At 68.5% G+C, this 13602-nt stretch carries 11 protein-coding genes; 7 read left to right on the plus strand and 4 right to left on the minus strand.

The genetic code is table 11. The features are described from left to right. Together ACWELQ_RS19025 and ACWELQ_RS19030 are read right to left on the minus strand one after the other, a co-directional pair. On the minus strand, positions 1–1552 hold a 1552-nt coding region (locus ACWELQ_RS19025; RefSeq protein ID WP_452398365.1), incomplete at its 3' end, for an NB-ARC domain-containing protein. Between the two features lie 16 nt (positions 1553–1568). Then, positions 1569–4253, minus strand: a complete 2685-nt coding sequence (locus ACWELQ_RS19030) for a tetratricopeptide repeat protein (protein ID WP_452398366.1) — start codon at positions 4251–4253, stop codon at positions 1569–1571. Between the two features lie 235 nt (positions 4254–4488). Between ACWELQ_RS19030 and ACWELQ_RS19035 the strand changes: the two genes are divergently transcribed. The 4 genes from ACWELQ_RS19035 to ACWELQ_RS19050 all read left to right on the plus strand — a co-directional run bounded on the left by ACWELQ_RS19035 (position 4489) and on the right by ACWELQ_RS19050 (position 7277). Beyond that, positions 4489–4854, plus strand: coding sequence for a hypothetical protein (locus ACWELQ_RS19035; protein ID WP_452398367.1), 366 nt, complete (start codon positions 4489–4491; stop codon positions 4852–4854). Continuing rightward, on the plus strand, positions 4851–5102 hold the full coding sequence (locus tag ACWELQ_RS19040) for a hypothetical protein (RefSeq protein WP_452398368.1): 252 nt from the start codon (positions 4851–4853) through the stop codon (positions 5100–5102). The genes ACWELQ_RS19035 and ACWELQ_RS19040 overlap by 4 nt, the downstream gene beginning before the upstream one ends. A 280-nt stretch (positions 5103–5382) precedes the next feature. Then, the gene (locus ACWELQ_RS19045) at positions 5383–6039 is read left to right on the plus strand and encodes a 2OG-Fe dioxygenase family protein (RefSeq protein WP_452398369.1); all 657 of its coding nucleotides are present in this window, start codon (positions 5383–5385) and stop codon (positions 6037–6039) included. Next, the gene (locus ACWELQ_RS19050; protein WP_452398370.1) at positions 6036–7277 is read left to right on the plus strand and encodes a M20 family metallopeptidase; all 1242 of its coding nucleotides are present in this window, start codon (positions 6036–6038) and stop codon (positions 7275–7277) included. The genes ACWELQ_RS19045 and ACWELQ_RS19050 overlap by 4 nt, the downstream gene beginning before the upstream one ends. 21 nt (positions 7278–7298) lie before the next feature. On the opposite strand, the gene ACWELQ_RS19055 is transcribed toward ACWELQ_RS19050, so the two are convergent. Further along, positions 7299–10208 (minus strand): tetratricopeptide repeat protein, encoded by a 2910-nt coding sequence (locus tag ACWELQ_RS19055; protein ID WP_452398371.1) that lies wholly within the window; start codon positions 10206–10208, stop codon positions 7299–7301. 276 nt (positions 10209–10484) lie between these two features. Between ACWELQ_RS19055 and ACWELQ_RS19060 the strand changes: the two genes are divergently transcribed. After that, complete coding sequence (locus ACWELQ_RS19060; RefSeq protein ID WP_452398372.1) at positions 10485–10838, plus strand: hypothetical protein; 354 nt, start codon at positions 10485–10487, stop codon at positions 10836–10838. 52 nt (positions 10839–10890) lie between these two features. Here ACWELQ_RS19060 and ACWELQ_RS19065 read toward each other — a convergent pair whose 3' ends face one another. Then, a complete protein-coding gene (locus ACWELQ_RS19065; RefSeq protein WP_452398373.1) occupies positions 10891–11370 on the minus strand; it encodes a DUF1772 domain-containing protein in 480 nt (159 codons plus the stop codon). Positions 11371–11898: 528 nt separating this feature from the next. On the opposite strand from ACWELQ_RS19065, the gene aceA reads away from it, so the two are divergent. Together aceA and ACWELQ_RS19075 are read left to right on the plus strand one after the other, a co-directional pair. Continuing rightward, entirely contained in the window at positions 11899–13188 is a 1290-nt protein-coding gene (gene aceA / locus ACWELQ_RS19070) for an isocitrate lyase (RefSeq protein ID WP_452398374.1), read from the plus strand. Positions 13189–13486: 298 nt separating this feature from the next. Next, positions 13487–13602, plus strand: a 116-nt coding sequence (locus ACWELQ_RS19075; protein WP_452398375.1) for a 3-hydroxyacyl-CoA dehydrogenase NAD-binding domain-containing protein, incomplete at its 3' end; no start/stop codon positions are given.

Consider the following 13602-nt stretch of genomic DNA (forward strand, 5'->3'; position numbering starts at 1 on the left):
CCCGGGCATAGAGCCGGGACAGATCGTGAATCCGGTACTGCTGCTGTCCGGGCCGCCCGATCACCGGGTCCAGCCAACCCCCTTCGAACAGCTGACGCAGCCGCATCGCCGCATCCGAAACCTCCAATTGCGCCATCGCCGAGAGGGTTTCGGCCGAGATGGCCCGCCCGGGGAACCAGCCGAGCAGGCGCAGGGCGCGCCGCGCCTCCTCGTCGGGCAGCTCCCGATACGAGAGATCCAATGCCGCGCGGACGGATTCGTCCTCGGCGGCGAAACGGTCGAGGATGCGATTGGCCGCCCCGCTGCCGGTGGCGTCGGTGGCCGGCGGCCCGGACATCCAGGCGGCCTGCCGCGCGAAGTCCCCGGCGATCGCGGTGAGCATGGCGGGTCCGTGATGTGCGAGCTGTCCCGCCAGCAACCGGATCGGCAGCGGGAGTCCGCCCGCGATCTGCAGTATCCGGTGCACGGCGTCCGTGTCGTACCCGGATCCCAGATTGCCGAGCGTGACCAGTAATTCCTCCGCTTCGTCCAATTCCATCGGTTCCAAATGCAATCGGCGCACGCCGACCAGCCCGGTCAGCGGGCGCCGGCTGGTGACCATGACGAACGAGCCCGGCGATTGCGGCAGCAGCGGACGAACCTGCCTGCTGTCCAAGGCATTGTCGAGCACGATCAGCATCCGGCGGCGGCCCGCCTCCCACCGCCACCGCTCGGAATACCGCGCCTGGCCGCCCGGAATGGTCACCGGTTTGACGTCCAGCTCCACCAGCAGCTGTTCGAGCGCGTGCTCGGGCCGCCGCGGCGCGCGTTCCCGGTCGTGCCCGTGCAGATCGAGCCAGATCACGCCGTCCGGATAGCGGTCCGCGAACTCCTGCACCGCCTGGCGGGCGATCGTCGTCTTCCCCACCCCCGCCAGCCCGGTGATCACCAGGGTGCCGCGCTCGCCGCGGGTGTGGTCCTCGATCGCCGTGCGCAACTGGGCCATGGCCGCGTGCCGGCCGACGAACGGCACGCCCTCGCTCTGCAACAGCACCACGGCGTTGCGATTGCTCAGCACGGATCGGCGCTGGTCCAGGGCGGCCCGGTAGGCAGCCCGGTCACTGGGCGGCATCTCACGCAGATCCTCGATGTCCACCAGCCGATCCCAGGTGGTGTTGTAGATGACCGCCAGAATCGCGAGGGAATGCACGGTCGGTCGCGGGCGGCGTTTCCCGGTGGGGCTGAGCTCGGGCCAGGACTCGAATTCCGAGATGCGCGGCGCCCGCATGCCGCCGGACACCTTCGCGCCGTGCTCGGCCGCCAGACGATTGAACTGCTCGGCGACCTGCTGCTGGCTGAGGTGATTCGCCAGCCGCCACGCCTTACGCGAGCGGCAGCCGCGCCGGATCAATTCCGTCGCAAGGGGTTCCAGTAGTTCGCGGTCGTCGAGCCCGGTCTCGCGCAGGAAGGCGGTCAGGTGGCGCAACGCGTCCTCGCCCACCCCGCCCGGGTCGGGATGCTGCTCGAGGCCGGGTGTTCGATCCTCGCCCGGATCCTGCGATCGTCGTGTCATCGCTTGCGCCGCTGGATTACTCGGCGAAGCCGAGGCGGTGGAGGTCTTCGGTCACCCTTTCGGGGAGGGGGATGCCGGCGGTTCGGCAGCGGGTGAGGGCTTCGGTGAGTTCGAGGCGGACTTGATCGGCCAGTTTGATGCCCATGCTCTCGTAGCGGAGCAGGGATTTGCTGAGCAGGTCGCAGGGGCGCCAGTGCGGGCCGCCGGAGCGCAGGGCGATGTAGGCGAGGGCGCGCAGGACGTCGGCTTCGCCGTGGGGGTCTCGGGTGCGGCGGGTGATCTCGAGGGAGTCGGCGTAGTACTCCTGGGCGGCGTCGAGGTCGCCCGCGTCGCGTTCGAGGTGGCCGAGGCCGCGCAGGGCGTCGGCCTGCAGCAGATGGTCGCCGATCTCGGTGCCGATGCGGCAGGCGTCGGTCAATTGCCTTCGGGCCGTGGTGAATCGGGCGGACTCGCGGTCGACATTGCCGAGGCCCCACAGCGACCAGCCGAGGCTGTAGCGGTCGCCGATCTCGCCCGCGATGCGCAGGGCGTCGAGGTAGTAGCGCTGCGCGATATCGCGGTCGCCCGCCATGCGTTCCATGTGGCCCAGGCCGCGCAGCGCGTCGCCCTCGAATTTCGGATTCTCCAATTGTCGTGCCATGCCGAGCACGTCGGAGTAGGCGATGCGGGCGCGGTCGTAGTCGCCGATGTGCCGGGTGACGTCGGCCAGCCCCCACAGCGTGGCGGCGATGCGTTGCGCGTCGCCGAGGGTGGCGGCGATGTCGTGCGCCTCCTGGAAGCAGGTGGAGGCGCTCTCGTATTCGCAGGCTCGGCGATGCAGGGTGCCCAGTTCGAACAGGATGTCGCAGGAGGTGGTGCGGTCCACGTCGTCGCGGGCGATCGCCAAGGCGCGGAACAGCAATCCGCGCGCGTCGGAGAGGTGCCCGAGCTCGGACAGGTACGCGCCCAGCAGTCGGGCCAGCTCGCCGGTGTCGGCCGGTTCGGAGCGTGTCACCCGCACACAGCCGAGCAGCAGCTCGCGTTCGCGGTTCAACCACTCCCGCGCCCGCTGGGTGGCCCCGGTCGGATCGGGCGCGGGCGGGGCCGGGAAGCTGCCCGCCGCCTCGTAGGGACGCTGCACCCCGGCTTGCCGCGCCACCGCCAGGCAGTGCCGGACCAGCCGCCCCACGGCGGCCGTGTGCTCACTCTGCAAATCCTCGGCGTCGGCCTTGACGCGCGCGAAAAGCTTTGTCACATCGTGGATTCGGAAGCGTTGACCGTGCGGCCCGGACTCGGCCGGATCGAGCAGGCCCACCTCGAAGATCTGCCGGATCAGCCCGTACGCCTGCGCCTGCGAAACCCCCGCCATGGGCGCGAGGGTCTCGGCGGTGATCACGGTGCCGGGAAACCAGCCCAGCAGCCGCACCGACCGTTGCAGCACCGGATCCGGAAGTCGTTGATACGACAGCTCGAAGGCCGCGCGCAGCGTCTCGCTCTCGGCCGAGAACAGGTCGAGAGCCTGCTCGGCCAGCGAGTCGTCGTCACTGGGGCCCTGCCGCATCCGGTCGGCCAACCGGGTGAACTCGGCGGCGGCCGCGCCCAGCAGATCCGGTCCCTGATAGGCGATCTGACCGGCGATGAGCCGGATGGCCAGCGGCAGCCCGCCCGCGGCCCGCAGCACCTGCCGGGCCGCGTCCACATCGTAATCCGGTGGCAGATGGCCCAATTCGACCAGCAGCTGCTCCGCCTCCCCGGGCTCCATGGCGTCCAGCCGCAACGGGATGGCGCCGGTCAGAGTGGGGAGCGTGTGGCGGCTGGTGATGAGCACGAAGCAGTCCCGCGCCTGCGGCAGCAGCGACCGCACCTGCTTGGAGTCCAGCGCGTTGTCGAGCACGATCAGGGTGCGCCGATCACGCATTTCGTGCCGCCAGCGCGCGGCCCGGCGCGGCACATCGGTCTCGATGGTCTCCGGCGGCGCCCCGATCTTCAGCAGGGTCTGCTCCAGCACCTCGGCGGTACTGCGCGGCGGCCGACCATCGGTGTGCCCGTGCAGGTTCTCCCAGATGACGCCGTCCGGATAGCGGTCCTCGAAGGTGTCCACCACCCAGCGGGCCAGGGCCGTCTTCCCCACGCCCGCAAGGCCGTTCACCACGTGTACGCCCGGACCGCGCCCGGCCAGGTGTGCTTCGATGCGCTCGCGCAGCACCCGCTGCGGTTCGGTGCGGCCGACGAAAGGCACCAGCCCGCTGGGGAATCCGTTCTCCGCCGCCGACGGCGGCGCGGTGGTCCGCCGTGACACCACGGCCCGGTAGGCCGCCACCTCCATGCCGGGCATCTGCGCCAGATCGGCGGTGTCCACCAGCTGATCCCAGCTGGTGCGATAGATCGCGGCCAGATTCTTGAGCACCTCCAGCGTCGGGCGCGGATGCCCGCGCGCGGCCCCGCGCGGCCCCGGCCACGACTCGTACTCCGAGATCCGCGCCGCCTTCATCGGCGCGCTGGGCTTCCCGGTGATCCGGTTGAATTCCTCGGCCACCTGCTGCTGCGTGAACTCGTTCGCCAGCCGCCATGCCTTCCGCGGCCGGCACCCCCGATGCCGCAACTCGGCGACCAGCGGTTCCAGTAGTTCGTTCTCCCGCAACCCGATTCCGAGTAGAATCCTGCGCAACTCCTTGCGCGCCTCCGCGCCCACCACATCGGTGTCGCCATTCTTCTGTGACACGGTGCTCTTCTGTGACACGGTGCGCCTCCCGCCCCCGGCGTCCGCCACGGACCCTCCCCCGCGGTTGTGAATATTTCCTTGGTACCGCGCATATTTGGCCTGGTCAAGGACTCGTGACGTGCCAAGAATTCGCGAAAACCGCTGGGATCGAGACGCGCCCGCGCACTCGCGATCATTGGTGCATCACATGAAACGGACACGGGGGACGGGTCCGCGGTCAGTAAAGGACGAATCAATGGCTGTCACTGATTCCCAATGGCTCTTCACCAGCGACGTGGTGGCCGAGGCGGCGTTTCGGGTCGATGTGCCGGAGGACGGGCGGGGACGGTGGGTGCTGTCGTATCTGCCGACCTCGCGCCGGCTCTCCCGGGAGGAGGCGTTCGCGGGCCTGGTGCTGGCGGAGCTGATATTTCTCGGATTGCTGCGTGCGGGTGGGGAATTCGATATGGAGGACGCCGCGCTGCACGCCGGGATGATCGGGCTCTCCGTCACCGACGCCATGTGCCTGCTGGCACTGCGCTGGGCCGGGCCCGAGAGCGCGGACCGGGACGGCGAGGAGGCCGACTCGACGGCGTCGTGGCCTCGGGAGGTGATGCGATGATCTTCGAAATCGGCGGCATCGCCTTCTTCTTCTCGATTCCGCGTCGCGTGCACGCGGGCTGGTTCGTCATCGCCTTCGGCGCGGTGATCGCCTTCGCGATCGTCGTCATGCTGGTGGTGGCGACCAGTTGCGGTGACCACACGGTCACCGACCCGGGATCGGCGACCACCACGCCACCACTGATGGCCGGGCAGTGCGCGCCGTTCTGCTCGGCCCCCACCACCGTGGGGTGGCCGCTCGCGAGCTGAAGGGGTGCTCGCGATCGCAATCTCCGCGCAATTCGGGCGTCACCCCGCCCTTCTAGGGTGGGGTGACGCTCGATGACAGAGGCCGTGTCCATTCGTGGACACGGCCTTTGCGTGTGCGCAACGCCGCGTGCCACCTGCGCGATAGGACTTGCCGGGGAGTGGTTGGCGAACTCCCGGCCGCGCACGATCTAGTCTGACCGCGTCCCCGGCTCATCGGGCTCGTCAAGCGGCCCTGTCATGCGGAGGTGTCGAGATTCTCGTCCACGAGGGCTGCTGGCGGATGACCATGGCCGAGTTGGCCGTAACCCCGGCGGAGCATGCCGTGCTGGCCGCCGCCTTCCGCGAGGACACCCGGCCCGATGCCTGGATGCCGCCGGGGGAGGACTACCGCCGCCGGGCCTATCAATGCTTCGACCTGTCGATCCCGGCGACCGAGCTGCGGCACCTGCCCGACCCGCCGCCGTACTGGCAGTCCACCGACGTCAACCCGCTGCTGGGCGGGATCGAACGGCGCTTCCACCTGATCCCGGGCGCGCATCCGGCGACCGCGGTGGTGGGCAAAATCATTGTCGCCGTGACTAACTCGCTGCTCGCGGCGCAAGTGCTGGATCCCGAGCGGACGCCGCGTTGCCTGGTCGACGCGCACTACATCCGCATTCTCGCGCCCGGCAGGCCCGCGCCCGAAGGCATTCACCGGGACGGTCTGCTGGCGGGGTCGGCGCATCTGGTCGGCCGCGAGAACATCACCGGCGGCAGGTCCGAGATCTACGACGGCCGGACGCGAGAGTTCCTGTGCGACTTCACTTTGGAGCAGCCGCTGGACTCCTACGTGTTCGACGACGAGCGCGTCCTGCACTACGCGGGGCCCATCGAGGTCGTCGAACGGGGCCGTCCCGCCTACCGCGATGTCCTGCTCATCGGATACCGGCCGCGATGACCGCCGAGCTCACCCCGGCCGACCTCGACCGGCTGCTGCCGGAACATGAACTGCTCGAGATCGCGGCCGGGCTCACCGCGATCGAATCGCCGACCGGGCATGAGACGCCGTTGGCGCGGCACGTCCGAGAACTGTTGTGCTACCACGATATCGATGCCCACCTGCAAGAGGTGCGGCCCGGCCGGATGCAGACCATCGGACGGCTGGGTCCTGCGGACGGCACCCCCGCGCTGCTGCTGAACGGCCATCTCGACATGGACCCGCCCGGCCGCGACGCACCCCTCGACCGTCTCATCGCCCGCCGCGCAGGCGACCGGCTCTACGGGGCCGGGCTGCACAATATGAAGAGCGGACTGGCCGCCATCCTGGGGGCCGCGATCATGGTGCGGCGCAGCGGTATTCCGCTGCGCCGGGCCCTGCTGCTCGAATTCGTGGCCGGGGAACTGCAAGGCGGCATCGGTACGGTCCACGCGCTCCAGCAGGGCCTGCGCGCCGATGCCGCGGTGGTCCCGGAACCCTATTCGGTGACCCGGGTGCTCACCCGCACCGCGGGCGTCCAGAAGTGCGCGATCGTGGTGCGCGGCCGCACCGCCCACACCAGCCGCCACGGCGAGGGCGTGGACGCCATCGCGGTGCTGCGCCGCACCCTGGACCTGCTCGACGCCGCCGTCCTCGATCCGGCCCGGTTCGGGCTGCGGCACAAGGATTTCGAGACACTGCCGCGCATCCAGATCGCCGGTCTGATGGCGGGCCGCGGAGAATCGCACACCATGTCCGGCATCAGCTACCTGGCGGACAAGGCGACCGCGCTGATCGATATCCGCTACCCGCCCCCGCACGAGCCGGAGGACGTGATCGCCGCGATGACGGCCGTGGTAGAGCGGGCAGCCCTGGAATATCCGGACGCGAAGATCACCCTGGACCACCCGCCCGAGCCCGTCTTCGGTGTGGGCGGCACCGACATGCCACCCATGGACGAGTCACCCGATTCCCCGCTGGTCGAAGACCTCCGCGACATCCTTCCCCGAGTCTCCGACTACCGGGTGACCGAAACCGGCCTGGCCCTGCCCTTCTCGTTCTGCGGCAACGACACCACCCACCTCAGCCGCGCCGGAATCGAATGCTGCCTGTTCGGCCCGCGCGGCGCGGGCCCCGACACCGAGGACCACGTCCTGATCAGCGAAATGGCCGCCTGTACAAGAACTCTGGCGCTTCTCGCCCTCCGCCGCTGCACCTGACCAACCTCAGCGACCCGGGCTTCAGCATTTCAGCTCCGCGCGCTCGGCGAGCAGCAATTCTGCGCGGGGCGACTCGATCTCGGCGTAGAGGCGCTGGGCGCGGGCGAGCAGATCGCATGCTGTTTCCGCGTCGCCGATCTGGGCGGCGAGTTTGCCCAGGGCGCGGAGGCCGTCGGCTTGACCCAGTTGGTCTTCGATGTCGCGGGCTACGCTCAGTGATTCCTCGTAATGCTCACGCGCCCGGAGGTATTCGGGGGCGTCGGCGCTGTGCGCGCCGGGGCGGTAGCTGTGGCCGAGGCCGCGCAACGTGTCGATCTGGCCGAGGGGGTCGTCGATCAGCTTGGCGATGTCGTAGGCCTCGGAGAAGCAGTCGCGGGCGTGCTCGTGATCGCCGTCGGCGCGCGCCAGATTGCCCAGGCCCCACAGCGACCATTCCGCGCTGTAGCGGTCGCCGATGCGGCGCGCGATCTCCAGCGCCGCGTCGTAGCGCTTGCGGGCCACCTCCGGATTACCCGCCATCCGCTCGATATGGCCGAGGCCGCGCAGCGCGTCACCTTCGAGCTTGCGGTGCTCGATGCTGCGCGCGATGCGCTGCACCATCAGATACAGCGGCCGCGCCATCTCGAAACGCCCCCACAGCCGGACCACTTCGGCATAACCCCACTGCGCGGTGCCCAGCCGCTCCAGATCGGTGAGTTCGGAGGCGATGGCCTGCGCCTCCTGCGAGTGCCGCACCGCCTCGCGGTAGCGACTGGCCATCCGCTCGGCCTGGCTGAGCCCCTCCAGAGCGTCGCATTCCGTCTGCCGGTAGCCGATCTCCCGGGAAATCTGCAGCGCCTCTTGGAAATGCGTTCGCGCCCAGCGGTATTCGCCGGTCATCCATTCCGACTGGCCGCGCTCGCACAGCAACTCCACCTGGATGCGGCGGTCGGAGAGCTCCAGCGCGATGCGGTAGGCCGCGTCGAAAGTGCCCGCCGCCTTGTCGTGGTGCCCGCGCAGCCGTTGGATGCGGCCGCGCCCCAGCAACGCCCAGGCCAGGCCGACACGATCGTCGAGGCGGTGCGCGATGCGCAGGGCGCGATCGTAGAGGCGGTCGGCATCGGACCAGTGACCGAGGCTGCACAGGTGGCAGGCCAGCAGGCGCGCCAATTCCGCGGTGTCGGAATGCATTCCGGCCAAGGGCAGACAGCCGAGCAGAAGTTCGCGTTCCCGGTTGAGCCAGTCGCGGGCATGGGTCGCGGCATCGAGCGAACTGGTCGCGCGATACGGACTGCCCGCGGCGTCGAAGGGCCGCACCGTCGCCGCTTGCCGGGCCACCATGAGGGCGTGGCCGATGATGCGGTCCACCGCCGCGCGCCGATCGTCGGGCTGGTTCTCCAGATCGGCCTGTACCTGCGCCCACAGCCGATTCAGGTCGTGCATGCGATATCGCGACTGCTGATGACCGCCGACGATCGCATCCAGCAGCCCGGCCTCGGAAAGCCGATTGATGAGCGTCTTCGCCTCGTCGAGGGAGATCGCGGCCATCGCGCCCAGCGTCTCGGCGGTCACCTCGTTGCCGGGCAGCCAGCCCAGCAGCCGGACCAGCCGCTGCAGATCCGGATCACCGAGGCGGCGATACGACATCTCGAAAGCCGTTCGCACCGACTCCTTCTCGGCGCGGAAGCGGTCGAGGATATAGCGGGCGGGCGAGTCGCCGGACCAGGCGGGCGACGCCTCGTCGGCATCGGCGGGCTCCTTGTTGCGCTCGGCCAGTCCCTTGTTGCGCTCGGTCAACTCGGTGAAGTCGGCCGCGCACTCAGCCAGCATGCCCTCACCGTGATACGCGATATGCCCGGCGATCAGCTTGATGGCCAGCGGCAGCCCCGCCGCGGTCCGCACGATCTGCTGTGCGGCCTCCCGGTCGTAGCCGGGCGGCAGCCCCGCCAGCCGCACCAGCAGCTGCTCGGCCTCGACCTCGGTCATCGCAGCCAGATGCAGCGGGTCGGCCCCGGCCAGCCCGGTCAACCGGGTGCGGCTGGTGATCACCACCAGCGTTCCGGGCGTCTGCGGCAACAGATCTCGCACATGCTCGCTGTCGGGCGCGTTGTCGAAGGTGAGGTACATCTGCTTGCGATCCATGGCCGTGCGCCACTGCTCGGCGCGGCGGCCCCGGTCCGCGGCGATCAGCTCGCGCGGCAACCCGATCTCCAACAACAGCTGTTCGAGCACGTCCGCGGGCTCGCGCGGCTCCCGGCCGGGCGTATAGCCGTGCAGGTCCACCCAGATCCGCCCGTCCGGATAGCGCGGCGCGAACAACGCCTCGGCGAAGCGCGCCAGCGCCGTCTTACCCACCCCCGGATGACCGTGGATCACGTGCACCGACGGCTCACTGCGGGCCCGTCGATGCGCCGCGATCCGACCGCCCAGCTCCTTCACCGCCGCCTTACGGCCGATGAAATTCGGTTCGCGCGGTGGCAGATCCGCGGCCGGGGCGCCCGAACGCAGGGTGCTGCGCCGGGCGACGGCATCGCGAAAACGCGTCACCTCGTCGGGGCCCAGGGTGGCCAGATCCTCGGTGTCGACCAGCTGATCCCAGGTGGTGCCGTAGATATCGGCCAGGGTTTCGAGCACCTCCAGCGTCAGCCGCGGCCCGCTGGGCACCGTCGGCCACCGCTCCAGATACGAAATCTGGTTGGCCTGAACGGTTCTGCGGGTGGCGCGCCGCTCGTTGAACTCGGTCGCCACATCCTCGAGGGTGAGCTCGGCGATCTCCCGGCGGCCGTTGGTGCGCGCCAGCCCGGCCGCGTAGCGCCACGCCGTGCGGGGCCGCAGGCCGCGCTGCCGCAGTTCGGACACCAGCAGCGGCAGCAACTGCTCGTCGGTCAATCCGCTGTCCGCCAACAGATCTCGCAGTCGGCGGCGTTCCGCCTTGGTCGTCGGGTGCCCCATCCTGGTCGTAGGATGACGAGTACTCACCCTGCCTCCGATCGGCCCCCGGCCACCCCACCCGCGCCCGGCCCGCCTCGATCGCGGCGACACCGCCGAGAAATCCGCCCCCGGTTATTGCACATTCCTTGGTAGCAGCGACCTTTTCACCAGGTCAAGCACCATGGCGTTATTGCGGAAGTTCTCCGCCGGCAGTTCGGGAGTTCGCGTTCTTTTTTCTGCACTCTGAACATAGGTCGACCGGCTGCGACGGTCGACGGCGCAGAAGGGAGCCCGCGCATGGCGATTCAGGTGGTCTCGGAGTGGCTGATCACCAGTGACCTCGTCTCGGAGGTCGCCTTCCGGATCGATACACCGGATCCGGACCGGGGCCGATGGATGCTGTCCTACCTACCCACGAGCAGACGTCTGACCAGGGACCAAGCCCTGGTCGGTGTCCGGCTCGCGGAGCTGTTGCTCTGTGAATCCATTGGTGAGAACTCGGAATCGGACCTCTTGGTCGCGAGATTGCACGCCGAGGAAATCGGACTGGAGCTCACCGATGCGATGTGTCTGCTCGCGCTGCGAGCGATCGAATACTCCGGCAACGAAATCGGACCGCTGAATTCCCTTGTGCGGGAAGCGGTCCGGTAGTCGTCGGCCGGGTGGCCGCGCCGATGGGCCGGAGGGGTGCCCATCGGCGAGGTCAGAACAGCGCGAGCGCGGCGAGCAGCCCGGTCAGGGCGATCGTCTGCAACGCCACCCGGGCATTGAGGATGCTGTCCCACTTGGTCTGCAGCGCACGCGCGTTGTCGGGAATGACGCCGGTCTGCGCGGCGGCGGTCTGCGCGGTATTGATCGGCTTGGCGATCAGCACGTAGCAGGCCAGCCAGCTGAGCAGGGCCGCGAGCGCGATGCCCGCCGCGATGGCCGCGCCGGTCTGCCCGGCGGCGATGGCGAGAGCGAGTGCGAGGACCGCGGTGATCACGCCGCCCGCCCCGAAGATCGGCATCCGCTTGTCTCCGTAGTAATGCCCCCACCCGGCGCTGACGGTGACGGTCGCGTCATCGAGGTGATCGCGGTAGACCGACCGGGTGATGAGTGCGACGCACCAGTCGGTGCCGTAGACGACACCATTGGCGAGCACGGCGAGGGCGACGAGGATCTGGCCGGTCACGATGAGCATTGGTCTGCCTCTTTCGAACTGAAATCTAGCGGCGCTAGGAACTGAAGCAACGATAACAGACTCCAGCTAGATTGTCTAGCGGTGCTAGATTTCTGACTTTCAGTCGACCGAATGGTTTCGATTGGGCACCCCGGTGGCCCGCCTCACAACAACCAAGATCAGAATGAATGTGAAGGTGCTCACATCTGGACGGCCATCGGCGCGTCACGCACCGGTGGCCCCGGTCACGCAAACAGTACGGGCGTTATGCAAAACCGCATGTCAGCGCTACTGGCAAGTAGATTCCGTCGCTGCTATTCACAAGCAAATTTTGCAGCATTAGCAAAATGCTGGTGAAAGCTAGCGCGGATTCACACTTGCAACAGGTAGACGGGACTTTTGTCCTGTGCCATCGTGTGGAAGTACACCTCGCGGGCCTAGCAAGTCTGCAAATTGCCGCTCCAGCAGTGGTCGGACATCGAAGACGGAAACGTCGCGAAAGTCCGCCCCGCGGGGCTACCGAGACCGAACGAAGAAGTGGAGTCAGAGATGTCGAACGTCGGCACCCCGAAGACCGCTGCGGAACTCCAGCAGGATTGGGACACCAACCCCCGCTGGAAGGGCGTCACCCGCAACTACACCGCCGATCAGGTTGTGAAGCTCCAGGGCACCGTCGTCGAGGAGCACACCCTCGCTCGTCGTGGCGCCGAGATCCTGTGGGATCTCGTCAACAACGAGGACTACATCAACTCCCTGGGCGCGCTGACCGGCAACCAGGCCGTGCAGCAGGTCCGCGCGGGCCTCAAGGCCATCTACCTGTCGGGTTGGCAGGTCGCCGGTGACGCGAACCTGTCCGGCCACACCTACCCGGACCAGTCGCTGTACCCGGCCAACTCGGTTCCGGCTGTGGTGCGTCGCATCAACAACGCGCTGCTGCGCGCCGACGAGATCGCCAAGGTCGAGGGTGACACCTCGGTCGCCAACTGGCTGGCCCCGATCGTCGCCGACGCCGAGGCCGGTTTCGGTGGCGCGCTGAACGCCTACGAGCTGCAGAAGGCCATGATCGCCTCCGGCGCGGCCGGTGTGCACTGGGAGGACCAGCTGGCCTCCGAGAAGAAGTGCGGCCACCTGGGCGGCAAGGTGCTCATCCCCACCCAGCAGCACATCCGCACCCTGACCTCCGCGCGTCTGGCCGCCGACGTCGCCGACGTGCCGTCGGTGATCATCGCCCGCACCGACGCCGAGGCCGCCACCCTCATCACCTCCGATGTGGACGAGCGCGACCGCGAGTTCCTGGACGGCACCCGCACCGCCGAGGGCTTCTTCGGCACCAAGAACGGCATCGACCCGTGCATCGCGCGTGCCAAGGCCTACGCCCCCTACGCCGACCTCATCTGGATGGAGACCGGCGTGCCGGACCTCGAGGTCGCGCGCAAGTTCGCCGAGGCCGTCCGTGGCGAGTTCCCGGACCAGCTGCTGGCCTACAACTGCTCGCCGTCCTTCAACTGGAAGGCGCACCTGGACGACGCCACCATCGCGAAGTTCCAGCGTGAGCTGGGCGCCATGGGCTTCAAGTTCCAGTTCATCACCCTGGCCGGCTTCCACTCGCTCAACTACGGCATGTTCGACCTGGCCTACGGCTACGCCCGCGAGGGCATGACCGCCTTCGTCGACCTGCAGGAGCGCGAGTTCAAGGCCGCCGCCGAGCGTGGCTTCACCGCCGTCAAGCACCAGCGTGAGGTCGGCGCGGGCTACTTCGACACCATCGCCACCACCGTCGACCCCAACACCAGCACCGCTGCGCTGAAGGGCTCGACCGAAGAGGGCCAGTTCCACTGAGCCACCCGAGGCGGCTCGGATTGATCTGAGCCACTTCAGGTTCCGAGGACAAAAACCCAAGGCGGCAGTCGCATCACACCTTCCGCCGCCGCGGGACCTCAGGACTCGCCGAGAGGGATGGCAAGCCCCTCTCGGCGAGTCCATCCCGCCCTTCCCGTCGACAGCCCCGGCGGGGAGGGCATTTCCTTATAACGTTTTCTGTACCACCGTTTTTCGAGACCTTAAGAAGGCGCAGGGTCGTTCAGTTATACGACGCCTTCACCCACAGCCACGACGGCCAAAGAGCAGGAGCGGGACCGTGAGCAACGAGAAGATTCAGCGCGTCGGCATTATCGGTGCGGGACAGATGGGCGCGGGCATCGCAGAAGTCTGCGCGCGGGCACACGTCGATGTCCTCGTCTTCGAGCAGACCCG

This window comes from Nocardia sp. NPDC004722, assembly GCF_053601505.1.